The organism is Parvularcula dongshanensis, assembly GCF_014199615.1.
Classification (GTDB): Bacteria; Pseudomonadota; Alphaproteobacteria; order Caulobacterales; family Parvularculaceae; genus Parvularcula; species Parvularcula dongshanensis.
Map to the genome: position 1 here is coordinate 861,728 of NZ_JACHOB010000001.1, position 23,779 is coordinate 885,506.

Here is a 23,779-nt window from a genome sequence, read left to right on the forward strand (position 1 = left end):
CGGCCAAGATGACCAACAGCGCGACCGGCGCCAGCGCCGGCACTCTACCCTCGGCGCCGAAGGGCTACTTCGACTTCCGCTTCCTCAAGGGCGACCTTTACGGCGGCATCACCGCCGGCATCGTCGCCCTGCCGCTCGCGCTCGCTTTCGGCGAGGCGTCGGGCGCCGGACCCATTGCGGGGCTCTGGGGCGCGATCTTCACCGGCTTCTTCGCCGCCCTCTTCGGCGGCACGCAGACGCAGATCACGGGGCCGACGGGGCCGATGGTCGTCGTCTTCGCGGGCCTCGTCGGCGAGATGACCAATCAGGGCGTCCTGCCCTTCGGGGAGGTGGCGGGCGTCGTCTTCACCGCCGTCGTCCTGGCGGGGATCCTCCAGATCCTGATGGGCGCCTTCCGCCTCGGCGAGACGATACGGCTCGTCCCCTATCCCGTCATCTCCGGCTTCATGTCGGGGATCGGGGTGATCATCATCCTTCTGCAGGCAAGCCGCCTTTTGGGCTCGGAGCCTGCGGGCGGGGGCACGATCGCCGCCGTTCAGGCGATCCCAGGGGCCGTTTCGGACCCTAACTTCGCCGCCTTCGCGCTTGGTCTTCTCACCCTCGCCATGGTGTTCTTCTGGCCGAAGGCGATCGGGCGGTTCATCCCCGGCGCGCTCGCGGCCCTCATCGTCGGCACGCTGATCGGGCTTCTCCTCGACGTGCCGATCCTCGGCGCCGACCTCATCGTCGGCCTGCCCGAGTTCGTGCTGCCCTCCGTCGACCGGTCCACGGCCTTCCTGGTCGTCGAAGCCGCGATCATCCTCGCCGTCTTGGGCGCGATCGACAGCCTGCTGACGAGCCTCGTCGCCGACAACGCGACGAGGACCCGGCACGATTCCAACCGGGAGCTGATCGGGCAGGGCATCGGCAACTCAGTCGCCGGCCTCTTCGGCGCGATCCCCGGGGCGGGCGCGACCATGCGGACGATGGTCAACATCAAGACCGGCGGCGTCACCCGCCTGTCGGGCATGGTGCACGGCCTCCTCCTGCTGGCGGTCGTCCTCGCCCTCGCGCCGCTCGCGCGGCAGATCCCGCATGCCGTTCTCGCCGGCATCCTGATCAAGGTGGGCTGGGACATCATCGACTTCGCCTACATCAAGCGGGCGCATAGGGGTCCGCGGTGGGACCTCCTGCTGATGGCGCTCGTCCTTCTGGTGACGGTCTTCGTAGACCTCATCACGGCGGTCGGCATCGGCGTATTCCTCGCTGCCCTGGCCTTCGTGAAGGGGGTCGCCGACCAGCAGCTCCAGGAGTTCGGCGAGCACGTCGTCACGCCGCTGACCGTGGAGGAGGAAGCGATCATGAAGGCGGCCCACGGCCGCATCCAGGTCTTCGCCTTCGACGGCCCCTTGAGCTTCGGCGCCGCGGCCGACCTCGCCCACAAGGTGCGCGACCGGGCGCGGGAGCGCACCGCCCTCGTCCTCGACTTCTCCCGCGCGCCGCGCGTCGACGTCTCGGCGGCGAGGGCGGTCGAGTCGATCGTCACCGACGCGACGGACGCCCGCAAGGCGGTCTTCGCCTGCGGCGTGAACGCCACCGTCGCAGCGCAGCTCGAAGGCCTCGGCGCCGATGCCGGGCTGCAGCCCGGCTGGCGCGAAGCGACCAGGCTCGACGCGCTGAAGCTCGCGGCGGAGGTGGCGGCCCCCGATGGCGGCTCGCCCTCCCTCTCGCCGGTCCCGGCCTAGCGGTCTCGCCGCGGCGCCGCGTCAGCGGTGCCGCGGCTCGCCTCCTAGAACCTGTAGAACGCCGCGATGGCGCCGCAGGTCGCGATGCCGACCGTGAGGTTCATCGGCACCCCGACCTTCAGGAAGTCCGAGAACCGGTAGCCGCCCGCCGAGTAGACGAGCGTGTTCGTCTGATAGCCGACCGGCGTCGCGAAGCTCGCGCTCGCGGCGAACATCACGGCGAGGACGAGGGGATGAGGCTCAATGCCGAGGGCGGCGGCGAGGCCGATCACGAGCGGCGTCATGATCACCGCGACCGCGTTGTTGGTGACGAGCTCCGTCAGGAAGGACGTCAGCGCGTAGACACCGAGAAGGAGGAAGAAGGGCGAACGGTCCGCGAGCCAGGGGGTCAGCGCGTCCACGATCAACGCGACCGAACCCGATGCCTCCAGGCCCCGTCCGATGATCAGCATGGCGAAGATGAGGACCAGGACGTCCATGTCGATCGAGCGCCACGCTTCCTGGGCGTCGACGCAGCGCAGGTAGAGGATCAAGGCGGCGCCGATCAGGGCGAGCGCCGAGATCGGCATCACGCCGAAGGCCGCCAGCGCGACGACGCCGATCATGACGATCGCCGCGAGGGCGACCCGTTCCCGGCGAAACGCGAACTGCGTCGGCGGGCCCGAGACGATCAGCGTCGGCGATTCGCGCAGGATCCTCACCGTGTTGGCGGTCGCCTGAACCCACAGCTGGTCTCCGGCCTTGAGGATCAGGTTCGCCATGTCGGGCCCTGCGAGGTGGCGGTGCCGCGCCGCCCCGAGGATGCGCACCGGCAGGCGCGAGGCGAAGGGCGCGCTGCGCAGGGGACCGCCGACGGCGGGATCGTTGGCGGCGAGGGTCAGCGTCACCGTCTCGAGCGGCGCGGTGCTGGGCGTGCGGATGGCGAGGCCCGTTTCGAAGTCGGGCGAGGCGAGGAGGGTGAGAAGCTCGGCTTCGGTCGCACGGATGATCAGCCGGTCCTTCGCCTGCAGCACGGCGCCCGGCATCTGGTCGAGCCGCTCGCTGCCCCTGTAGGCGGCGACGAGGTTGACCCCTCGAGGCGCGAGCGCCCGCAAGCCCGCAAGCGGGCTGCCGACCACCTTCGCGCCCTCTCGCACGCGAAGCTCGCTGAGGATGGCGGAGGGCTCCTCGGCCACGGTGTCGCCGTCATGGCCACCGGGAAGAAGCCAGCGCCCCAAGACGCCGAGCGTCGCCATGCCCGCCGCCGCCGCGATCAGGCCGACGCCCGTCATCTCGAAGACGCCGAACCCTTCGAGGCCGCGTGCGCGCAGGACCCCATCGACGAGCAGGTTGGTCGACGTGCCGATCAAGGTGCAGGTGCCGCCGAGGATGACGATGTAGGAGAGCGGGATCAGGAACCGCTTGCGCGATGCCCCGAGAGAGGCCGCCAGCGCCGTCGCGATCGGGATCGTGACGATCACCACGGGGGTGTTGTTCATGAAGGCCGACGCCAGGAACGTCCCGCCGAAGAGGAGTCCGATGGCAAGACGGGGGCGTGTCTTCGACAGCGCCAGCGTGCGTGACGCGACGGCTTCGAGCGCGCCTGTACGGACCAGCGCGCCGGAGAGGATGAAGAGCGCCGCGATGGCGATCGGCGCTTCGTTCGAGAACACGCCCATCGCCTGATCGACGGGCGTCAGGCCGAACGCCAGGAACAGCGCGGCGCCCGCGGCAGCCGTCACCGAAGGCGGCATGCGCTCGCGGACGAAGCCGATCAGGAGGAGGACGACGAGGCCGATCGCGATGACGGCACGGTGCTCGGAGAGCGCATCGAGAAGAGGGGACAAGCAGCCTTCCGGGAAGCCGGGCGCCGGGGCGCGCGATGTAGGACGCGCCGGTTTAGACGGAACGGAAGCCGGACACCTGACAATTTGTCGGGAGCCGCCACGCTCGGGTTCATAACGTTTCTGTTAGCGGTAACAATTCGTGATGCGCAGAGGGGTCGGTGTTCTTGCCACCGGCAGCCGATTGAGCAATCACGGCTCCCCTGCCGGGGCGTTCGGCTAGCCGCGCTTCCCTCTCCCCCCTTGCGCGGCGGGCCGCCCCGGCAGGCTCGGCCTCCCCGGTCTTCCTCTCTCCCTGACCGGGGAGGCCCACCTTCCCCCGAGTAGCGATGTGCTGGCGCGCCTCGCGCGGCTGTGCTTAGTCTCGTCCCCCGATTCACTTAAGCGACAGCGCTGGAGGGCCCGAGCGCCATGAAGGTCACCATCGAACGCGGCACGCTCCTCAAAGCGCTCGGCCACGTGCAGTCCGTCGTGGAGCGGCGCAACACGATCCCGATCCTGTCGAACGTCCTGATGCGGGGCGATGGCGGAACGCTCTCCCTCACCGCGACCGACCTCGACATCGAGGTGGTCGAGCAGGTGCCCGCCGACGTCGAAATCGACGGCGCGGTCACGGCCTCCGCCGTCACGCTCTTCGACATCGTGCGCAAGCTGCCGGACGGCACGCAGGTGGGTCTCGAGACGGGCGGGCAGGGCGGGCGCCTGCGCCTCACCGCTGGGCGGTCCGAGTTCACGCTCGCCGTCCTTCCCGAAGCCGACTTCCCGCAGATCCAGACGGACGAGAAGGGCACGAGCTTCACCGCGCCCGCGTCCGACCTCCGCCGCCTCATCGACAAGACCCGCTTCGCGATGAGCCAGGAGGAGACGCGCTACTACCTCAACGGCATCTACCTGCACGCCAGCGACGAGGCGGGGCAGAAATCCCTCCGTGCGGTCGCGACGGACGGACACCGCCTCGCCCGGCTCGACGCGCCGCTGCCCGAGGGCGCGGACGCCATGCCCGGCGTGATCGTGCCGCGAAAGGCCGTGCTCGAGCTTCGCCGGCTCTTGGACGATGCCGAGGACGAGGTGATGGTGACGGTCTCGGCCTCCAAGATCCGCTTCTCGAGCGGGGACGTCGTCCTCACCTCGAAGCTGATCGACGGGACGTTCCCGGACTATCAGCGCGTAATCCCGGCGGGGAACGACAAGATCATGCGCGTCGACAACGCCGACTTCGCCCGCGCGGTCGACCGCGTCTCTACCGTGTCGGCGGACAAGACCCGCTCGGTGAAGCTCTCGATCGGCGGCGACAAGCTCGAGCTTCTGGTCAACAACCCCGAGACCGGGACCGCGACCGAGGAGTTGCCTGTCGACTACCCGGCGGACGAGATGGAGATCGGCTTCAACGCCCGCTACCTCCTCGACATCTCCGGCCAGATCGACGGCGAGACCGCGACCTTCAAGCTCAACGACCCGGCGAGCCCCACGGTGGTGCAGGACGAAGAGGACGCGCGGGCGCTCTACGTGCTGATGCCGCTGCGGGTTTGATGAAACTCCGGCCTGTAGGAACAATCTTTCTGCTTGTCGGCGTGTCGTTGAGCGCAGCGCTGGCGTACGCTCTTTTAAACTCGCCATCCATTCGCGATGGAAGAGTTGTCTCCATCGTTCCCAGTCCGGATAGGACTCGTGCGATAGTATTTGCTATCGAGGGTGGTGGAGGTCCAGTCGCTAGCTACCGATACCGCACGCTTTTTGTGGAGTATATTGATTGCGACCTGACACCAGCCGGTTTGGCGAAGTCCAAACCAGTCGTGCGGGGCCTCTTTATGCCGTGCATCGAGGCAGTCTGGGCGAACGACGACGAAGTCGTGCTGAGTTATGATCGGTATAACAATTTTCAGGTTCGTACAGACCGGTTCCTGAACGAAGCCGAAGTTCAGGCTACGACAGGACAGAAAAAATCATTTGAAGAGCATGTATGGGTCAGTGCGGTCTTGAATGAAGCGATGAGCGAACAGCGGTGCTTCGACTGGAACGGCCATCCAGAAGCAGATCCAATTAAGCTTTGACAGCCATCCGCCGCCTCACCCTCCAGAACGTCCGCTCCTACGCCGCCCTCGACCAGCGCTTCGACGGGCGCTCGGTCGTCCTCACCGGCCCCAACGGTTCGGGCAAGACGAACCTTCTGGAGGCGATCAGCCTCCTCTCGCCGGGGCGGGGCCTGCGCTCCGCGCGCCTGTCCGACGTCCGTCGTCAGGGAGCGGACGGCTTCGGCGTCGGGGTTAGCCTCGGGACCGATGCGGACCCGGACGAGACGCGCCTCTCCATCCGATCCGCGCCGCCGCGGCCCGAGCGGCGCGAGGCGCGGGTGGACGGCCAGCCCGCCTCCGGGCCGGGGGCCTTCTTGGACCACGTCGCCATGTCCTGGCTGACGCCGGCGCAGGACCGCCTCTTCGTCGAGGGCGCGTCCGAGCGGCGGCGCTTCTTAGACCGGATGACGCTGACCCAGGACCGCGCCCACGCGCAGGCGTCGGCCGCCTACGAGCACGCCATGCGGCAGCGGAACGCCGCGCTGACCGGGCCCCGCTCGCCCGATCCGCGCCTCCTCACCGTCCTCGAGACGCAGATGGCCGAGAGCGGCGTGGCGGTCGCCGCCGCCCGGCGCGCGACCGCCGCGGCCCTCGCGCGCGGCTATGAAGGCTTGCGCGAGGGCGCCTTCCCAGGCGCCGAGGTCGCGCTCGAAGGCTTCCTCGAAGAGGGGCTCGCGATCCGCGCCGCCTCGGACGTCGAGGCGGAGTTCCAAGAGCGCCTCGCCAACGGCCGCCGGAGGGACGCCGAGGCGGGCAGGGCGCTGACCGGCCCGCACCGCTCGGACCTCCACGTCACGCACACGGACAAGGCTCAGCCTGCGCGTCTCTGCTCCACCGGCGAGCAGAAGGCCCTCCTCATCGGCCTCGTCCTCGCGGGCGCGGCGGCGCGGCGGGACCAGGCGGACGTGCCCTTGATCCTCCTCCTCGACGAGGTCGCGGCGCACCTCGACCAGCACCGCCGCGCGGCGCTTTCGGACATCCTCGAGCAGCTCGGTTGCCAGGCTTTCCTCACCGGCACGGACGCAGAGCTGTTCGACGCTTGGGGGGCCCGGGCGCAGGCCTTCGCGGTGTCCGAAGGAACGCTTACGGAGCGAGGCTGAGGGGGTTCAGTTTCGCGGCCGAAATGCCTATATGGAGAAGACGCTGCGCGAAGCTCGCGCGACTTCGTTTCGCCCTCGTAACGCTTGGGTTTTGCCGACCGATCGGCTAGCTTGGAACCCAGAGATTCGAGCGCCTCAACAGTCAGGGTTCCCTATGACCGCAGACGCGGCCGCCGCCCGTTCAGACATCCTCGCCGACACCGAGTACGGTGCCGGTTCCATCAAGGTTCTCAAGGGCCTGGACGCCGTGCGCAAGCGGCCGGGCATGTATATCGGCGACACGGACGACGGCTCGGGCCTGCACCACATGGTCTACGAGGTCGTCGACAACGCGATCGACGAGGCGCTGGCCGGGCACGCCGACCTCGTCACGGTCACGCTGAACGAGGACGGCTCGGCCACGGTCTCCGACAACGGCCGGGGCATTCCGACCGACATCCACCAGGAAGAGGGCGTGTCCGCGGCGCAGGTCATCATGACCCAGCTGCACGCGGGGGGTAAGTTCGACCAGAACTCCTACAAGGTCTCGGGCGGCCTTCACGGCGTCGGCGTCTCGGTCGTCAACGCGCTTTCGGACTGGCTGCGCCTTCGCATCTGGCGCGCGGGCAAGGTCCACGAGATGGAGTTCCGCCGCGGCGACGCGGTCGAGGACCTCGTAGTCACGGGCGAGACGCAACAGACCGGCACCGAGGTCACCTTCCTGCCTTCGACCGACACCTTCACCATGGTCGAGTTCGACTACGAGACGCTGGAGCGGCGCCTGCGCGAGCTGGCCTTCCTCAACTCCGGCGTCCGGATCGTGCTGCGCGACGCGCGCCACGTCGACACCAAGGAGGAGACCTTCCTCTACGAGGGCGGGATCGAAGCCTTCGTGCGCTACCTCGACGCGGCGAAGACGCCGCTCGTCTCGGCGCCGATCAGCTTCACGGCCGAGCGCGACGGCATCACCGTCGACGGCGCCCTGTGGTGGAACGACAGCTACCACGAGCGCGTCCTCTGCTTCACCAACAACATCCCGCAGCGCGACGGGGGCACGCACCTTGCGGGCTTCAGGGCCGCGCTGACGCGGGTCGTGAACGGCTACGCGACCTCCTCTGGCCTCATGAAGAAGGAGAAGGTCTCCCTTTCCGGTGACGACGCGCGGGAGGGGCTGACCTGCGTCCTCTCGGTCAAGGTGCCGGACCCCAAGTTCAGCTCTCAGACCAAGGACAAGCTCGTCTCCTCCGAGGTCCGTCCCGTGGTCGAGAACGTCGTGGGCCAAGAGCTCGGCGCCTGGTTCGAGGAGCACCCGAACGAGGCGAAGAAGCTCGTCCAGAAGGTCGTCGAGGCCGCTGCCGCCCGCGAGGCGGCGCGCAAGGCCCGCGAGCTGACGCGGCGCAAGGGCGCGCTCGACGTCTCCTCCCTGCCCGGAAAGCTCGCCGACTGCCAGGAGCGCGACCCGGCGAAGTCCGAGCTCTTCATCGTCGAGGGCGACTCAGCCGGCGGCTCCGCCAAGCAGGCGCGCAACCGCGAGAACCAAGCGATCCTGCCGCTCAAGGGCAAGATCCTGAACGTCGAGCGCGCGCGCTTCGACAAGATGCTTTCCTCGCAGGAAGTCGGCACGCTGATCACTGCGCTCGGCACCGGCATCGGCCGTGACGAGTTCAACATCGACAAGCTGCGCTACCACAAGATCGTGGTGATGACCGACGCCGACGTCGACGGCGCGCACATCCGTACGCTGCTCCTGACCTTCTTCTACCGTCAGATGCCGGAGGTCGTGCGGCGTGGTCACCTCTTCATCGCGCAGCCGCCGCTCTACAAGGTCTCGCGCGGCAAGTCCGAGCAGTACCTCACCGACGAGGCGGCGCTCGAGGACTATCTGTACCGCGAAGGCCTCGAGGACGCATCGCTCCGCCTCGGCTCCGGCGAGGTGCTCGTCGCCGCCGACCTCGCCGACAAGGTCGCCTCCGCCCGCGCGGCGCACGGCCGGATCGGCGCCTTCCCCAACCGCTACCCGCGCGCGGTGATCGTGCAGGCGGCGCTCGCCGGTGTCCTTGGGTCGCCTGCGAGCCAGGAGACGGGCGACGTCCTCGCCGAGCGCCTCGACCGCCTGGCCGACGAAGGCGAGGAGGGCTGGACCGCCCAGATCGACGGGCAGGGCACGCTCACCATCGCGCGCGACGTGCGCGGCGTCCGCGAGGCTTACGGCCTGTCCGAGGAACTCCTGACCAGCGCCGACGCGCGGCGCCTCGCCGAGGCGATGGGGCCGCTCGCCCCCCTCTTCGGCGAGCCTGCGACCTTCGTGCGCGGCGCGGCTGAGACCACCGTCTACGGTCCCGTCGAGCTTTTGGCCGCGATCCGCTCGGCCGGCGCCAAGGGCATCGCGCTACAGCGCTACAAGGGCCTCGGCGAGATGAACCCCGACCAGCTTTGGGAGACGACGCTCGACGCCGACGCGCGCCAGCTCCTCCGCGTCGAGATCGACGAGGCGGAGGACACGGACGACGTCTTCTCCCGCCTGATGGGCGACGTGGTCGAACCGCGCCGCGAGTTCATCCAGGGCCGCGCGCTCGAAGCCGAGCTCGACATCTGAGGCAGGCTTACGCCGCGTCTTCGAGCTCGCGCGCCGCGGTCTCGCGGTCGCCGCGCGCCAGCGCCACGAAGTAGGGGTCCGGCAGGTCCCGCATCTCGCCGAGGCGCCGGGCCTCTTCGACGACCGGCCCGGGGTGATCCTCCTTCGCCGCCGCGCGAAGGCGCGAGGCGAGGTCGGTCATCGCGCAGGCGGGTTCGGCGCGCGCCTTTGCGGCCTTGCCGAGGACGACCGCCTCGTCGGGCAGGAAGCGCCAGCCTCGCTGCGGCAACGTCTCGATGAAGAGGGGCGCCTGCGGCTCGTCGCCGAGCGCCGCCGCGACGGCGCGAACCGCGTGCTCGACCGTACCGTCCGCCAGCTCCTCGCCGTCCCAGACACAGGCCCGCAGGTCCTCGCGCGTCATCAGTCGGCCGGGGTTCTGAACCAGCACTTGCAGGAGGCGGCGTTGCCGCGCGGAGAGGGGCACGGGACGCCGCTCGATCCGCGCCAGGCCTTCCGTCTCGCTCAGCGCGAAGCGCACCCCGCCGCTCGCGAACTCGTAAGCCATGTCTGCCCCCTTCGTGCCGGCCGCCGCTCTCCTGCCACGACGAAGTTAAGACGGCCCTTGGGCCCGGCGCAGAGGCCCGCCTTGTGCGGGGGCGCCGGGACTGCCTAGGCTGCGTTCGCGAGACAAGGGAACGTGCGATGACTGTCCAGGAGTGGATCGAGGCGAACGTGACGCCGTCGGGCGAGGCCTCGGCAAGGATCATGCGGGACGTCCTTGCGAAGGCGGACGCGCTCGGCGGCGAGGCCTACGTCACGCCGAACGGCAGGCAGCTCGGCGTTCGTCTTCCTGCCGAGACGAGCAAGGGCTCGGTCGTCGCGCTGGAGCTCAAGTCCGAGCCCGCGCGGATCTGCCTGCCGCTGCGCTGGATCCAGTCCGCGCCCGCCTATCAGGAAGAGGACGCCCGGCAGGGGCTGCGCGATGAGCTCTCTGCCGTCGTCGGCGACCTCTCGACCGAAGGCGTCACGGGCTATCCGGACTTCCCGGCCGAAGCGCTCGAAGATGCCCAGACGAAGGAGCGCTTCGGCGCTTGGCTCGAAGGCATGGCAGCGACCCTGAAAGGCGCCGAGAGCCCTGCGGCCGAGCCAAGCGCCGAAGCGCCGGAGACCCCGGCGGTTGCGCCGGCTACGCAGAGCCCGCCCGAGCCCGCAGAGCCGGTCGAGGCCGAACCCGCGATCGCCGCATCGGCACCCGCGGAAGAAGAGGCGCTGCCGGCGGCGGAGGAGGCGCCCGGCGCCGCGGCGGACGATGCGCTGACGGCCGCGCCGGCGCCCGTACCGCCCGCGAATGCCCTCGGATCGGACGAGACGACCCCATCGTCCGAGCCCGAGCCCGAGCCCGAGCCTGAGATCGAGCCCGAGGCGCCCCCGGCGGCGTCCGAACCCGTGCCCGCCGAGGCGGCGACGCCCGAAGAGAAGCACGCCAAGGCCCGCCGCCCGCTCGTCACGGGCGGCATCCTCGCCGCGATCGGCGCGACGGCGATGAAGCTCCTTCGGCGGGGTTAGGCTTCGGTGCGCAGCGACCGGACAGCGGCGTCCAGCCCCTCGCGATAGGTCGGGTAGCGCAAGGCGAAGGCCGGCAGCGATCTGAGCTGATCGTTCCTGAGGCGCTTGTTCTCGGCGTAGAAGCTGCGCGCCATGTCGGACATCTCGGCGGCCTCGAACGGGACTTCGGGGGGCGCGCCCACACCCAGAAGCCTCGCGGCGTAGGCGATCACGTCCTGCGGCGGACTCGGCTCGTCGTCGGCGAAGTTGACGACGCCCGGCGGGGCGTCGGCGTCCAGCAACGCGTGAAGACCGCCCGCGATGTCGTCGCGGTGGATGCGGTTGAAGACCTGACCGGGCTTGATCACGCGTTGGGAAAGGCCGGACCGCGCGCCGCGCGTGCCGCCGGACAGGCTCTCCACCGCGTTTCGTCCGGGCCCGTAGATGCCGGCGAGGCGGCAGAGGGTGAGGCGGGCGCCAACCCGCGCGGCGAGCGCCTGCCAGCCCGCTTCGGCTTCAAGGCGCCGCCGCCCCCGCGCGGTCCCGGGCGTGCAGGTCGCGGTCTCGTCGATCCAAGCGCCGTCCTTGTCACCGTAGACACCCGAGGATGAGAGGTAGAGAAGACGGGTTTCGGCCCGCAGCGTCTCCTCGGGCAGCGCATGAAGGGCGGGGCACCCTTCTTCTCCCGGCGACACCGATACGACGATCGCGTCCGCCGTCCGCACGACCTCTTCTGGCAGCCGGGCGGGCGCGGCCCAGCGCAGCGCGGTGACGCCTTCGGAACGCAGCGCGTCGGCCTTCTCCTCGCTTCTGGTGGTGCCCGTCACGGCCCAGCCTTCGTCCGCGAGGCGCCTCAGAAGCGGCCGGACCGAGTAGCCCGCCCCGATCGCAAGAAGGCTAGGCACGACGCGAAGCCAGCGCTTTGACGAGGCCGTCGCTCGCATGCTCGATCATGTCGAGCACGGTCTCGAAACCGCTCGGCCCGCCATGATAGGGGTCGGGCACGTCGCCGCCCACGCCGTAGGAGAGGAAGGGCCGCAGCTTCGCCGTCGCGTCGGGCGGCGCGAGGTCTTCGAGGTCCGCCATGTTCGAGGTGTCCATCGGCAGGATCAGGTCGAAGGTGTAGAAGTCGCCCGTGTCGACCTGCCGCCCGCGCAGCGTCTTGAGGTCGTAGCCCCGCTTGCCCGCCGCCTTGATCATCCGCGCGTCCGGTGGCTTGCCGACGTGCCAGCGCCCCGTGCCCGCGCTGTCGATCTCGAGGTCGATCCCCGCCTTCTCCGACTTGTCGCGCAGGATCGCTTCAGCAGCAGGAGAACGGCAGATATTGCCGAGGCAGACGAGGAGGACGCGGGTCATGCCCTGAGGTCTGCCACGCCTCAGGCGGAGAGGCCACCCGCGCCGATCGTCACGCGGCTGCCATCGAACCGGGTCAGCGAGAAGCCGTCGAAGGTGGCCGAGTAGCAAGCGGCCCGCGAGGCGAGCAGAGACAGCGCCACGTCCTCGCCGAGCTTCAGCCCGTCGATGCCGTCCGACCGGTAGTGGACGCCGGCCCAGTCGCGACCGAGCGCGACGTTGGCGGCGAGCTTGTCGAGCTCTCCGCCCACGGTGAGGGCATTCGGAACCGGCAAGAGCGCCGTGCCGTGCTCGTTCGCCTGAACGGGGGCGGGCAGGACGAAGCCTTCCTCGAAGAACGCCTTGAGCATGGTCACGCAGGCACCGGCGATGACGGCGTGGCCGGCGGGGAAGGAGGGGTGGGTCGGCGCCCCTTCGGGATAGGTCTGGCTGAGTAGGGCGGTTCCCTGCCGGGCCTTCGTGCGCCCGACGCCATCGGTCTCACCGAGCGCTTCGGGCAGTCCGTAGGCGTGACGGCCGGTCAGCTGGTTGTGCAGGCGCCCCGAATAGGCCTCGGGGCGCAGCCGCCTGTGAACGGACCACTTTTGGAACCAGGTGGCGTGGAGCGCCTCGCGCGCGGCGCCCGCGACCGCGTCGACGACGTCGGCGGGACCGAAGCTGACGAAGCCGCCCGTCGTCTTCGAACTGCGCGCCGGGCTGTCCTTCGCGACGGCGTCGGGACCGAGGCCGAGCAGGATGAGGGCGGCGTTGAGGTAGGTCTGGTAGGTGAAGTCGGTATGGACGTAGGCGGCGAGGCTGCGGCCGTCATGAATGAACCGCGCGCCGCGAAGGTCCGGCGTACCCGGCACGCCGCCGTTCTGAACGAAGAGCCACTCGTCCCACGACGTGCCCCAGTCCGCCCCTGCGGGCGGGCTCGCATAGCGCTGGACGTGGACCGAGTTCCCGAAGGGCACGTCGCGCAGCAGGAACTGGCTGACATAGGGGCCGACGCGGTCCCCCGCCGTCTCGCCGCGAAACGCCGTCAAAGGGGTAAGCGGGCCGCCCGCCGTATGCGCAAAGGCGTTCATGTCCGAAGCCGCGCGGGCGACGAGGGGGTCGCTGCCGAACTTCAGGAACGGACGGTCGCGAAGCAGCGCCTTCCAGTAGAGCTCCAGGACCTCGCCCGCCGTCTCTTCCGACGCGAAGCCGGGGGCGGGACGCATGCGGAGCGCCTGGCCGTCGAGGCCTGCCATGGCGAAGTCGTAGGCCGCCTCGGGGTTGGCGAGCTTGCGCGGCCCCCCGAGCGGGATCCGGTCGTAGGCGGCTCCGCTGTTCTGCCGCAGCGCATCGAGCAGTCGCTCATAGGCGGGCGGGTCGACGTGGCCGAGCGCGTCGTGCGGCAGGGCCTTGGTGAACATGGCGCAGTAGCCCTCATGCGCCGCCTCGTCGCCATTGGTCGCCTGCGCGCCGACCCGGGCGTCGAAGGCGTCCCGGGCGAGGCCGAGCCGCAGGCGCAAGGCGTCGCTCGCGCGCTTCAAGGGGCTGTCGGCGAGGACCGGATGGGTGGCCCTCGTGAAGAGGCTCGCCCGCGCGCGGCCCTTCGCTGCCGCCGGCAGCGCCGCGCCGGCGGCGAGCACGCCCGCCCCCGCCGTCACGCCGCGCAGCAACCGGCGGCGGCCGGCCAGGCGCGGTTCTTCGTTCTGGTCCTTCGTTCCCGTCACGGCCGTTCCCTCCTCGATCGCGCCGAGCCGCAGGCGCCCGTTCTGCCTATCCAGCGGGCAGGGGCCCGGCCAAGGCGCGATAGGCGCGCTTCGGACACCATGGCGTGATGCGCGTCACGCAGGCCCCCCGCTGGCTGAACTCGCCGGGCCTCCTGCACGCGGGCCGTGCGCGCCGCGTCGCGAGAGGCGGCTTGGCAGGTCCGGCCCCGCCCTCTAGGAACGAAGTGGGAACGGGGTAAGGAGCGTCTCCATGCCCGCCGCGCAGGCCTTTCTCGACATCGCCGGTGCGCCCGAGCCGAAGGTTCGGGTCAAGGTCCTGCTGCCCCTGCCGGCGGGGAATGGCTACGACTACGCCGTGCCCGACGGCATGATCGTCGGCCCCGGCGACTTCGTCGTGGTGCCCTTGGGGCCGCGCAAGGTGATCGGCGTCGCCTGGGGCGACGAGGCCGATGGCAGCGTGCCGGACGCGAAGTTGAAGGAGGTCGTCGGCGTCCTGGACGCCCCGCCCTTGAGCGCGGACGTGCGCGACTTCGTCGACTGGGTCGCGGCCTACTGCGTCTCGCCGCGCGGCGTCGTCCTGCGCCTCGTCATGCGGTCGGGCAGCGCGCTCGAGAAGGCGCGGGGCAAGTCGGCCTTCGTGCCGGCGGAGAGCCCGCCCCTGGAACTGAAGCTCACCGAGAAGCGGCGCGCGGTCCTCAAGGCCGCCCGTCCCGGCCGTCCGATGACGGCGGCGCAGCTCGCGAAGCGCGCGGGCGTGACGGAGGCGGTGGTGCGCGGCCTCGCGCAGGCCGGCGCGCTCAGGGTCGTCGAACTCGATCCCGACCCGGCCTTCGATCCGCCGGACCCCGACCTTCCAGGCCGTGCGCTGTCGGACGACCAGGCGGCGGCGGTGCGGGCGTTGTCTCAGAAGGTCCGCGCGAGTGGTTTCTCCGCGACGCTGCTCGACGGGGTGACGGGGTCGGGCAAGACCGAGGTCTACCTTGAGGCCGTCGCCGAAGCGCTGCGCGCGGACGAGGGCGCGCAGGTTCTCGTCCTCCTGCCCGAGATCGCGCTCACCCTGCCCTTTCTCGAACGCATCGAAGCGCGCTTCGGCGCGCCCGCCGCCGCCTGGCACTCCGGCATGACGTCGGCCGCGCGGCGGCGGGTGTGGAAGCGGGTCGCGGACGGCGGCGCGCGGCTCGTCGTCGGCGCGCGCTCCGCGCTCTTCCTTCCTTACACGAACCTCAAGCTGATCGTCGTCGACGAGGAGCACGAGGCCGCCTACAAGCAGCATGACGGCGTCCTCTACCACGCGCGCGACATGGCCGTGGCGCGGGGCGCGCGGCAAGGCTTCCCCGTGGTCCTCGCGTCCGCGACGCCGAGCCTCGAGACCCTCGCCAACGTGGAGGAGGGCCGGTACGGCCGCGTCGAGCTTCCTTCCCGCTTCGGCCCCGCCGAGCTGCCCGACACGCAAGTCGTCGACATGCGTGCCAGCCCGCCCGACAAGCAGCGCTGGCTCTCCCCGCCCATCGTCGAGCGCACGACGGAGGTCCTGCGCCGCGGCGAGCAGGTCATGCTCTACCTCAACCGCCGCGGCTACGCGCCGGTGGTCCTGTGCCGAAAGTGCGGGGAGCGCATGTGCGCGCCCGACAGCGACACCTGGCTCGTCGAGCATCGGTACACGAACCGCCTCGTCTGCCACCACACGGGCTTCTCCATGCCGAAGCCCGAGGCGTGCCCCCATTGCGGGGCGCATGACAGCCTCTCGCCCTGTGGCCCTGGCGTCGAGCGCGTGGCGGAGGAGGCGCAAGAGCGCTGGCCGGACGCACGGGTCGAGATCTTCAGCTCAGACACGGTCCAGCACGCAGGCGCGGCGCGGTCGCTCCTTGAACGGATGACAGCCGGCGAGATCGACATCCTCGTCGCGACGCAAGCCGCCGCGAAGGGGCACAACTTCCCCGGCCTCACCCTCGTCGCGGCGGTCGACGCGGACCTCGGACTCGCAGGCGGCGACCTGCGCGCGGCGGAGCGGACCTATCAGGTGCTCTCCCAGGTCTCGGGGCGCGCCGGCCGGGCGGAGAAGCCGGGCTCGGTCATGCTGCAGTCCTACCAGCCCGAGCACCCGGTCATCCGCGCGCTCGCGGGCCAGGACCGCGACGGCTTCCTCGCGGCGGAGCTCGACGGGCGGCGAAGCCTGGGCTTCCCCCCCTACGGCCGCCTCGCGGCCCTCGTCCTCTCCGGCGAGAACGAGGCCAAGCTGATGGAGACGGCACAGACCTTGGTGCAGGCCGTCCCGCACGCCGACGGCGTCGAGGTCTGGGGCCCGGCGCCCGCGCCGCTCTATCGCCTGCGAGGCACCTACCGCGTCCGCTTCCTCGTCAAGACGGCGCGCCGCGTCAGCGTGCAGAACGTGCTCGGCGCGTGGCTGTCGCGGGTGAAGCTGCCGAGTAGCGTGCGGTGCACGGTGGACGTGGACCCTTACAACTTCAGCTGAGGTTCGCGGCATTCAGTCCTTGGCGAACTGTCAGCGCAACACGGGTCAGCCGCGAGCTAGGCGCGAAGGAGAAGGAACCAACAGCGACAGGCCGCCTGAACTTCCTTATAAGGGAAAGATTGACTGCAAACAGCTAGGCAGCCATGATGAATTCGCGCCTTATAAGGGAAGGTGGAGTGCCACGGTTCAGCGTAGCGTACGTCCGGCTAGGGGAGCTTGCTCGCCGACTCGAAGCGGCTGGCTTCGAGGATCCGGCTTTGATGATAGAGAGCGACCGCCTCCTCGTTGGACGGTCTCCAGGGCATCCCACGCACGTCTTCGACCCAGCGACTGACCGGCTGTCCGCGCTGTCGGGCCGAAGCGAGGCGCCGCCCGACTTCGCCGCGAAGCGCGATGAGGCTCTCGCAGCCCGGCGTACGGGGGTCTACGCGGTCGACGTATTAGGGGACGCTCGCAGCTACCCCAACCTCAAAGCGCTCCTCATCGGAACGCTGCGCAGGCTCGCCGACAGGGACCCGGACTTCCTAGACCGGTTGCAGGGGGAGAGGGGGCGGACGCGGGGCCTCGTCGCGCGTTCGAAGATCGACCTCTTCGACAAGGCGCACCTCGCTGAGAAGCACGCCGCGCCGCTAGACGGCGAGTGGTGGGTGAACACCAACAACTCGAAGGATCAGGTCAAGCGATGGCTGGGCGTCATGGCCCGCGTCGCGGGGCTCGAACTCGGTCGAGACCTTCGCTGGAGCTTCTAGACGGCTTCTAGCTGAGGGGATCGATCGAACCGGTCTAGCGAGGAAGCGTCCCTTATAAGGGATTAAGGTCGCTGCCTTCCACGACGTGGGAAGCCTCGACGGTTTGTGGTGACAAGGGGGTAGCCGAACCCTAGCCATCCCCCGCCGCCCGCGGCGCGTCCCCGCCGATCTGGTAGGCATCGCCCTTGTCGGCCGTAAAGATGTGCAGGTCCACGGAGAGGCCGGTCGGCTGGTCGAGCGCGCCGATCGCCACCGCGACGTGGGGCGCGGCCTCGTCGATCTGCCGCCAGAAGAGGCTCGCGCCGCAGATGACGCAGAAGCCGCGCTCGGCGCGCTCGGAGGAGGGGTACCAGGCGAGGCTTTCCGCGCCGTGCTCGATCACCAAAGCATCTTGGGGCACGCTGACCGAGGACCAGTAGGTCCCCGACCAGCGCTGGCACTGCGTGCAGTGACAGGCCGTCACGCGGCCGGTCTCGCCTTCGATCCGGAAGCGGACGTCGCCGCAGAGGCAGCCGCCAGCCTTACTCACCAGGGGATCTCCTGGCCGTCATAGGCGAGGAAGGGCGCCTTGTCGGCGGGCTTGAGCCCGGCGATGCGCTCCTTGAGGCCCGCAGCGCTCGTCTTCGCGTCGATGTTGCCGTTGGGGCCGCCCATGTCGGTCTGGACCCAGCCGGGATGGAGGACCGCGACGGCGACGCCTTGGCGCTTGGCTTCGGGCGCCGCGACGGCCATCGCCATGTTCAGCGCGGCTTTGGACGTCCGGTAGATGACCGAACCGCCCGAAGCGTCCGCAATCGAGCCCATCTTCGAGGTGATCGCGGCCATCTTCTTCTCCCCCGACTGCGCGACCTGCGGCAGGAAGGCCTCGCAGGTCTTCACCGTGCCCAGGAGGTTCGTCTCCAGCGTGTCGCGCAACGCGCCGTAGTCGAGGGAGCCGAAGGTCTGCGCCTCCGAGCCCGGACCGTAGACCCCGGCATTCGCGATCAGCACGTCGATCGGCTCTTTGATCTCGGTGGCGAGCGCGTCGACGGCGCCGTGATCGGTGACCTCGAGCGCGTGGATCGTCACGTCGCCTTCGACGTCGCGAAGCTCGTTCGCCTGGCTCGGCGTGCGGCAGCATGCATGGACCTTGTACCCTTCGGCCGCATAGGCGCGGGTAAGCTCGAGCCCGATGCCTCGATTGGCGCCGGTGATGAGGGCGGTGGGCATGAAAGCCTCCTTCGTGTCGCTCGGAGGGGGACACTCCTGCGCCGGGCTGGTTCGCAAATCCAGTCGGCCTAGCTTGCCGACTCGCCGCCTTGGAAGATCGCATGACGTCCCCCCTCCGCACCGCGCTCCTCGCCTGGGACTACCCGCCGGCGAAGAGCGGCCTCGCAATGGCGGCCCGGGAGGTCGCGGAGAGCCTGGCCGCGCGCGGGCACGACGTCACCGTCCTCGCGCTCGACCGCACGGACGACGAAGAGGCGGGCGGCGTTCGCGTCCTCGGGGCAGGGCGGCACATGACCGGCGATCTGAAGGCGCTGCGCGAACGGGCGGGCACCGGCCACCTCGCCGCGCCGATCGCCTTCGCCGAGGCGGTGCGGGCGTCGGGCCCCTTCGACCTCGTCGAGTCCACGAACTGGTACGCTCCCGGTGTCTGCGTCCCCCGCCTGGGCCTCCCGCTCGTCACGCGCTGCTCGACGCCGGTCTCGGGCACGGCCGAGCCGGGCGACGCGCGGGCCGCCTTCGATCTTCGCGCGGCGGCGGGGCTCGAGCGGGCGCAAGCGCGAGCCTCCGCAGGGTTCGTCTCGAACACGGATCATCACGGCGCGGCCATGGCGACGCTGTACGGCGTGGCGCCCCCCGGGCCTCTTCACGCGGTCATCGGCCTCAGCCTGCCGCCCGGCGCGGTCACGGCCGCGCCGCCCGCGCCGGACGGCCCGCCGCACCGCCTCCTCTTCGTCGGGCGGCCGACCCGGCGGAAGGGCTTCGATGCGCTCCTCGAGGCGGCAGGCCTGCTGGGGGCCGCGTACGAACTACGCCTCGTCGGCATCGCGCAGGGGGAGGGCGAGCTGCCGCGGAACTGCGTCGCCCTGGGCAAGCTGTCGGAGGATGCGCTGCGGGCCGAGCTTCGCGCGGCGCACGCCGTCCTCGCGCCCTCGCGCTACGAGAGCTTCGGCCTCGTCTATCAAGAAGCGATCCAGGCCCACCGACCGCTCGTCGCCTGCGCCGAGGACCCTTCGGCCCGCGCCTTCGTCGGCGAAGCGGGAACGGGCGTCCTCTCCGCCTCTTGCGAGGGCAGGGCGCTCGCGGCGGCCGTCCGGTCGCTCCTGGAGGACGAGGACAGAATGCACGCCGCGCGCGAAGCCTGCGCGGTCGCTGCGAGGCGCTTCACGCGGAAGAGCCTCGGCGCGGAGACCGAGGCGCTCTACCGGCGCGTGCTTCAGGGGCGGAAGGGGGTCAGCAGCGCCGCTTCGTCGGACGGGCGCGCGCCGCCCTTCGCCATCGCGCCGTAAACCTCGGTGCGGGCCCGCACGCGCGCCGCGCTCAGATGGTGCTCGATCGGGGCGCCCAACGCCAAGCGGGCGTGCCGCGGGCGGGAGAGAAGGGCAGGGCGCTCATGAACGACCCCCGCGAACCGGACGAAGCGGCGGTTCAGCCTGTACTGAGGATCGGGGTAGAGGTCCGACAAGCGGCCATCGACCAAGTTTCGCCTCGGTAGCCCGAGCGAGGTGACGCCGTCCCGCGCCGCGTGGCGCAGGACCGTGCCGAGCCGCGCGACGCTCGACAGCGGCATCGTCTCGTCCGTGTCGAGCTGAAGCACCCAAGAAGACGCCGCGAGCCGCTGCACGGCGTTCCGCCGCGCGGCGAAGTCGCCTGCGAAGGGCTCTGCGTAGAGCCGGACCTTCTCGGGCAGCCGCACCGACGGCACCTCGTCGGCATCGAGCAGGATCACGGCTTCCGCCAAAGGCGGGACGAGGCGCTCGCAAAGGGCGATGGCCGCATCGAGGTCGCACTGGCGAGCCATGATACCGAGGGTGACCGGGGGCAGGGGGCTGCCCGGGCCGCGCGAAGCCGCGACGGCGCGGGCCGTGCTTGAAGTCAGGCGCCAGTCCTTCGAACTCGTCCCTAGCCGGAAAGAGGCGGCATGGGCGCGGGTGCCGTCCGCGCGCCGCCGCCAGCGCGTATCGCAATAGTCGCAAGCCTGCCAGGCGGGCGTGACCTTCGCCGGGCGGCGGCCGCAGACGAAGCACCGCGTATGCGCGGTCAGGACACGAGCTCCAACGACACCGCCGTCGCCTCGCCCCCGCCGATGCAGATCGCCGCGACCCCGGTCCGCAGGCCCCGCCTCCGCAAGGCGCCGACCAGCGTCACGAGGATCCGCGTGCCGCTAGCCCCGATCGGATGGCCGAGCGCGCAGGCCCCGCCGTGTACGTTCATCTTCTCGTGCGGGATCTGAAGGTCCGCCATGGCCGCCATGGGCACGACCGCGAAGGCTTCGTTGACCTCGAACAGGTCGATCTTCTGCTTGGTGAGGCCGGTCTCCTCCATGAGCGCTTTCAGCGCGCCGACGGGCGCGGTCGTGAACCAGGCGGGGGCCTGCGCGTGGCTCGTCATGGCGGTCAACCGCGCGATGGGGGCGATGCCGAGCGCCTCGGCGCGCGACGCGCGCATCATGACGACCGCCGCCGCGCCGTCGGAGATGGACGAGGCGTTCGCCGCCGTCACCGTGCCGCCCTCGCGCTTGAAGGCGGGCTTCAGCTGCGTGATCCGCTCGGGCTTCGCCTTGAAGGGCTGCTCGTCCTTCGAGACCTTCACCGTCCCGGTCTTCGTCTCGACGCAGATGGGCGCGATCTCGTCCGTAAACGCACCGTCAGAGGCGGCGAGGCTCCGGTTCAGGCTCTCGATCGCGTACTCGTCCTGCTCCGCGCGGGAGAACTCGTACTTGGACGCGCAAGCTTCCGCGAAGTTGCCCATCAGCCCGCCCTCATAGGCGTCCTCGAGCCCGTCGAAGAACATCGAGTCCACGACCTTGCCGTGACCGAGGCGCATGCCGCCGCGCGCCTTGGGCAGGAGGTAGGGCGCGTTCGTCATCGACTCCATGCCGCCCGCGACGATCACCGCCATGGGGTCGGCGCACAGAGCTTGGGCGCCGAGCATCACCGTCTTCATGCCCGAGCCGCACATCTTGTTGACCGTGGTGCAAGGTACGCTGTCGGGCAGGCCGGCGCCGAGCGCCGCCTGCCGCGCGGGCGCCTGGCCGAGGCCTGCGGAGAGGACGCAGCCCATCAGCACCTCGCTGACCTCCTCCTCGCGCAGGCCGGCCCGCCTGATCGCCGAAGCGATGGCTTTGGCGCCGAGCTGCGGCGCGCTCAGCGCTTCGAGCTCGCCTTGAAAGCCGCCGATCGGCGTGCGGGCGATCGACGCCAGAACGATCGGATCCTCGCTCGGTAGGAGCATCGTGTTTCCTCCGTTTTTCGGCCTTCTTGCGCCTTGTCAGGCAGGTTCGCAAAGCGCGGCCACAGAGGCCGCCCACGGCCGCGCGGTCCCAGAAGGGCGTACCCTCCCGGCCCTGTGAGGAAACGGCTCCCCTAGGCGTTCCATTGGGAGGGGTGTACGGAGTTAAGGAAAGACCATGACGAGGCACTCACGGCTCTTCGCGCCGGTACCTTCGCCCTGACGCCCGCCCCCGCTAAGGCGGATCGGCGCAGGGTCCGGGCGTAAGGACGGACGAGCGTCCACCTTCGCATGCGCCTCGATCAGAGACGCTTCAGCGTCTCGGCGTCCCGCTCGCCGCCATAGAAGGTGTCGAGCGCCCGGGCGTAGAGGTCGGGTTCGGCCGCCGCCCGCTCGAACAGCGTCATCGAACTCTTGAACTTGAGGTCGTCGGGATGCCCGAAGATCGCGTTCGCGCTTCTTCCCTCATGCGCCAGCACCGCCTCGGTGCACTCGCGCAGACGCGCGCCGAGCACGTCGTGGGCGAGGTAGGCGGCGGCCTCTTCCAGGCTCTTGATCGCAAAGCGCTGCGCCGTGGGGCTCGATCCGAGGCCGGCGATCTGCGGAAATATGTACCAGATCCAGTGGGTCTGCTTCTCGCCCCCGCGCAGTTCGCCGAGCGCCCGGGCGTAGGCGGGCAGTTGCGCGTCGACGAAGCGCTCGAGGTCGTAAGGATCGTCGCCGCGAATGCTCATGACAGCGCCTCCTTCAGCTCGTCCTTGCTCATCTTCGAGCGGCCCTCGATCCCTTCTTCCCGCGCGTCCTCGTAGAGTTCCGCCTTGGTCTCGCCGCCCGAACCCTTCTTCCGTCCGTTCTCGTCCGTCGCCTGCTCGATCGCCGCGACGAGGTCGTCCTTCGTCATGTCCGAACGCCCATCGATCTCGAGCTCTCTGGCGCGTTCCATGAGCATCTTCTTGGTCGGACCGTTCGCCTTGATGTGGCTCACCTTCTCGCGCACGTCGTCGGGTTGATCCACGAACTGCTCGTTGCCGCCGCGCTTCTTCCTGGTCGAGCGGGCGTATTCGTCCTCGGTGAGGAGCATGCGCACCTTCTTCGGCAGGTAACGCTCGCCGGTCTCGCCGCTCTCCTCGCCGGACTTCGTGCCCCAGTCCTCTTCGGTCCACGCGTGCAACGAAGTCTCGTCCTGGCTCGCGCCGCTCTCGTCGTAGCCGCCACCGCGACTTTTGTACTCGGAGACGGCCATCTGCGCCTTGCGCGCGGACCACTGGCCCGGCTCGCCGCCCTTGTCGCCTTCGGTGACCTTTTTCTTCACCTCTTCCCAGAGCTTAGGGTCGGTCCGCTTCGCGTCGGTCATGGTGTTCTCCGTCTCTCAAGGGACCGAACGAAGCCCCGCGGCGCAGCGTTCCCGCGAGGCAGCGCTCATTGCATGCGGAACGAGCGCGCCGCTTTCGTTGTTCACCCAGCGAGAACCAAGCTCGGGAGACACAAGCTGTGACTAAACACCTACCCCTGATCGCCCTGCTCACCCTCGGCGTCGCGGCCTGCGGCGGCGGCGAAGTCGAGACTGAGGACGATGCGACCGTCGTGACGACCGAAGAGGACATGGGCGGCGACACCATGGCCACGGACGACAGCATGTCGACGAGCGGCACCACCTACGGCACGATGGAAGAAGGCGCGACCGTCACCGTGACGATCAATGGCGTGCAGCCTGATGCCGGCGAGGTCTACGTCGCGCTTCAGACCGCGCAGGGCTTCTTGAAGAACGAAGGCGAGTACACCGAGACCGCCACCGCGACGGGCAGCACGGTCACCGTGAACTTCGACGACGTCGAGCCCGGCTCCTACGCCGTGGCCGCGTTCCAAGACACGGACGGCAATGGCGAACTCGCCATGGGCACGCCGACCCCGACCGAACCGTGGGGCCTGTCGGGCTACTCCGGCGGTCGTCCCGACTTCAACTCGGCGATGATCGACGTCGGCGAGATGGGCGCCAACGCCACCGTCAGCCTGCAAGGCGGCACGATGTAAGGCGGAACGCCTCGATGGAATCGAGAAGGGGCCCTGCGGGGCCCCTTCTCTTTTTGCGGCATGATCGGCGCGTCGCAGCGCGGCGCAGCGCAACTATCTGCTCTGAGAAGGGGGGCTGATCCCCAAGCTCTGCGAAGAGGGGCTGCAACTTCGCCCGTTCCTCTGCGTGACCGGGGGGCCCGCTTGCGCCATCTTCTTGTTTCTTCCGAAGGGAGAAG

General features: G+C 69.9%; 21 protein-coding genes. 10 read left to right on the top strand and 11 right to left on the bottom strand.

Translation table 11 applies throughout. The features are described from left to right. Positions 1 to 8 precede the first annotated feature (8 nt). Entirely contained in the window at positions 9 to 1,724 is a 1,716-nt protein-coding gene (locus GGQ59_RS04115) for a SulP family inorganic anion transporter (RefSeq protein WP_183816060.1), read from the top strand. 44 nt (positions 1,725 to 1,768) lie between these two features. Here GGQ59_RS04115 and GGQ59_RS04120 read toward each other — a convergent pair whose 3' ends face one another. Beyond that, a complete protein-coding gene (locus GGQ59_RS04120; protein WP_183816063.1) occupies positions 1,769 to 3,550 on the bottom strand; it encodes an SLC13 family permease in 1,782 nt (593 codons plus the stop codon). A gap of 408 nt (positions 3,551 to 3,958) precedes the next feature. Between GGQ59_RS04120 and dnaN the strand changes: the two genes are divergently transcribed. The 4 genes from dnaN to gyrB all read left to right on the top strand — a co-directional run bounded on the left by dnaN (position 3,959) and on the right by gyrB (position 9,294). Then, positions 3,959 to 5,077: a DNA polymerase III subunit beta gene (dnaN, locus tag GGQ59_RS04125; RefSeq protein WP_183816065.1), complete on the top strand. Its 1,119-nt coding sequence runs from the start codon at positions 3,959 to 3,961 to the stop codon at positions 5,075 to 5,077. 47 nt (positions 5,078 to 5,124) lie between these two features. After that, positions 5,125 to 5,598 (top strand): hypothetical protein, encoded by a 474-nt coding sequence (locus GGQ59_RS04130; RefSeq protein ID WP_183816067.1) that lies wholly within the window; start codon positions 5,125 to 5,127, stop codon positions 5,596 to 5,598. Then, positions 5,595 to 6,719 carry a DNA replication/repair protein RecF gene (gene recF, locus GGQ59_RS04135; RefSeq protein WP_183816069.1) on the top strand — a complete coding sequence of 375 codons (1,125 nt, stop codon included), beginning with the start codon at positions 5,595 to 5,597 and terminating at the stop codon, positions 6,717 to 6,719. The genes GGQ59_RS04130 and recF overlap by 4 nt, the downstream gene beginning before the upstream one ends. A 154-nt stretch (positions 6,720 to 6,873) precedes the next feature. Then, on the top strand, positions 6,874 to 9,294 hold the full coding sequence (gyrB, locus tag GGQ59_RS04140) for a DNA topoisomerase (ATP-hydrolyzing) subunit B (RefSeq protein WP_183816071.1): 2,421 nt from the start codon (positions 6,874 to 6,876) through the stop codon (positions 9,292 to 9,294). A 7-nt stretch (positions 9,295 to 9,301) separates the two neighbouring features. Here gyrB and GGQ59_RS04145 read toward each other — a convergent pair whose 3' ends face one another. Further along, positions 9,302 to 9,838, bottom strand: coding sequence for a winged helix-turn-helix domain-containing protein (locus GGQ59_RS04145; protein WP_183816073.1), 537 nt, complete (start codon positions 9,836 to 9,838; stop codon positions 9,302 to 9,304). Between the two features lie 137 nt (positions 9,839 to 9,975). Between GGQ59_RS04145 and GGQ59_RS04150 the strand changes: the two genes are divergently transcribed. Then, positions 9,976 to 10,839, top strand: a complete 864-nt coding sequence (locus GGQ59_RS04150; protein ID WP_183816075.1) for a hypothetical protein — start codon at positions 9,976 to 9,978, stop codon at positions 10,837 to 10,839. On the opposite strand, the gene GGQ59_RS04155 is transcribed toward GGQ59_RS04150, so the two are convergent. From GGQ59_RS04155 to GGQ59_RS04165, 3 genes are read right to left on the bottom strand one after another with little or no spacing between them, the layout of a single operon-like run. After that, entirely contained in the window at positions 10,836 to 11,723 is an 888-nt protein-coding gene (locus GGQ59_RS04155; RefSeq protein WP_183816077.1) for an NAD-dependent epimerase/dehydratase family protein, read from the bottom strand. The genes GGQ59_RS04150 and GGQ59_RS04155 overlap by 4 nt on opposite strands. Further along, the gene (locus GGQ59_RS04160) at positions 11,716 to 12,174 is read right to left on the bottom strand and encodes a low molecular weight protein-tyrosine-phosphatase (RefSeq protein WP_183816079.1); all 459 of its coding nucleotides are present in this window, start codon (positions 12,172 to 12,174) and stop codon (positions 11,716 to 11,718) included. The genes GGQ59_RS04155 and GGQ59_RS04160 overlap by 8 nt, the downstream gene beginning before the upstream one ends. Positions 12,175 to 12,194: 20 nt before the next feature. Beyond that, positions 12,195 to 13,871, bottom strand: coding sequence for a vanadium-dependent haloperoxidase (locus GGQ59_RS04165; RefSeq protein WP_183816081.1), 1,677 nt, complete (start codon positions 13,869 to 13,871; stop codon positions 12,195 to 12,197). Between the two features lie 250 nt (positions 13,872 to 14,121). On the opposite strand from GGQ59_RS04165, the gene GGQ59_RS04170 reads away from it, so the two are divergent. Both GGQ59_RS04170 and GGQ59_RS04175 read left to right on the top strand, forming a co-directional pair. Beyond that, a complete protein-coding gene (locus GGQ59_RS04170) occupies positions 14,122 to 16,344 on the top strand; it encodes a primosomal protein N' (RefSeq protein ID WP_183816083.1) in 2,223 nt (740 codons plus the stop codon). A 260-nt stretch (positions 16,345 to 16,604) separates the two neighbouring features. Next, on the top strand, positions 16,605 to 17,093 hold the full coding sequence (locus tag GGQ59_RS04175; RefSeq protein WP_183816085.1) for a hypothetical protein: 489 nt from the start codon (positions 16,605 to 16,607) through the stop codon (positions 17,091 to 17,093). A gap of 130 nt (positions 17,094 to 17,223) precedes the next feature. Here GGQ59_RS04175 and GGQ59_RS04180 read toward each other — a convergent pair whose 3' ends face one another. Together GGQ59_RS04180 and GGQ59_RS04185 are read right to left on the bottom strand one after the other, a co-directional pair. Then, a complete protein-coding gene (locus GGQ59_RS04180; protein WP_183816087.1) occupies positions 17,224 to 17,622 on the bottom strand; it encodes a GFA family protein in 399 nt (132 codons plus the stop codon). After that, a complete protein-coding gene (locus GGQ59_RS04185; RefSeq protein ID WP_183816089.1) occupies positions 17,619 to 18,302 on the bottom strand; it encodes an SDR family oxidoreductase in 684 nt (227 codons plus the stop codon). Before GGQ59_RS04185 ends, GGQ59_RS04180 begins: the two co-directional genes overlap by 4 nt. Before the next feature lie 101 nt (positions 18,303 to 18,403). Here GGQ59_RS04185 and GGQ59_RS04190 point away from each other — a divergent pair, with 101 nt between their 5' ends. Beyond that, entirely contained in the window at positions 18,404 to 19,588 is a 1,185-nt protein-coding gene (locus GGQ59_RS04190; RefSeq protein ID WP_183816091.1) for a glycosyltransferase family 4 protein, read from the top strand. On the opposite strand, the gene GGQ59_RS04195 is transcribed toward GGQ59_RS04190, so the two are convergent. The 4 genes from GGQ59_RS04195 to GGQ59_RS04210 form a co-directional block, all read right to left on the bottom strand. Beyond that, positions 19,516 to 20,100 carry a glycosyltransferase family protein gene (locus GGQ59_RS04195; protein WP_183816093.1) on the bottom strand — a complete coding sequence of 195 codons (585 nt, stop codon included), beginning with the start codon at positions 20,098 to 20,100 and terminating at the stop codon, positions 19,516 to 19,518. The two genes, GGQ59_RS04190 and GGQ59_RS04195, sit on opposite strands and share 73 nt — an antisense overlap. A gap of 239 nt (positions 20,101 to 20,339) precedes the next feature. Further along, positions 20,340 to 21,533, bottom strand: a complete 1,194-nt coding sequence (locus GGQ59_RS04200; RefSeq protein ID WP_183816095.1) for an acetyl-CoA C-acyltransferase — start codon at positions 21,531 to 21,533, stop codon at positions 20,340 to 20,342. A 299-nt stretch (positions 21,534 to 21,832) separates the two neighbouring features. Beyond that, positions 21,833 to 22,264 (bottom strand): DUF1810 domain-containing protein, encoded by a 432-nt coding sequence (locus GGQ59_RS04205; protein ID WP_183816097.1) that lies wholly within the window; start codon positions 22,262 to 22,264, stop codon positions 21,833 to 21,835. Next, entirely contained in the window at positions 22,261 to 22,884 is a 624-nt protein-coding gene (locus GGQ59_RS04210) for a Rho termination factor N-terminal domain-containing protein (protein WP_183816099.1), read from the bottom strand. The genes GGQ59_RS04205 and GGQ59_RS04210 overlap by 4 nt, the downstream gene beginning before the upstream one ends. Before the next feature lie 137 nt (positions 22,885 to 23,021). On the opposite strand from GGQ59_RS04210, the gene GGQ59_RS04215 reads away from it, so the two are divergent. Next, complete coding sequence (locus tag GGQ59_RS04215; protein ID WP_183816101.1) at positions 23,022 to 23,561, top strand: DUF2141 domain-containing protein; 540 nt, start codon at positions 23,022 to 23,024, stop codon at positions 23,559 to 23,561. The last annotated feature ends 218 nt before the right edge of the window (positions 23,562 to 23,779 follow it).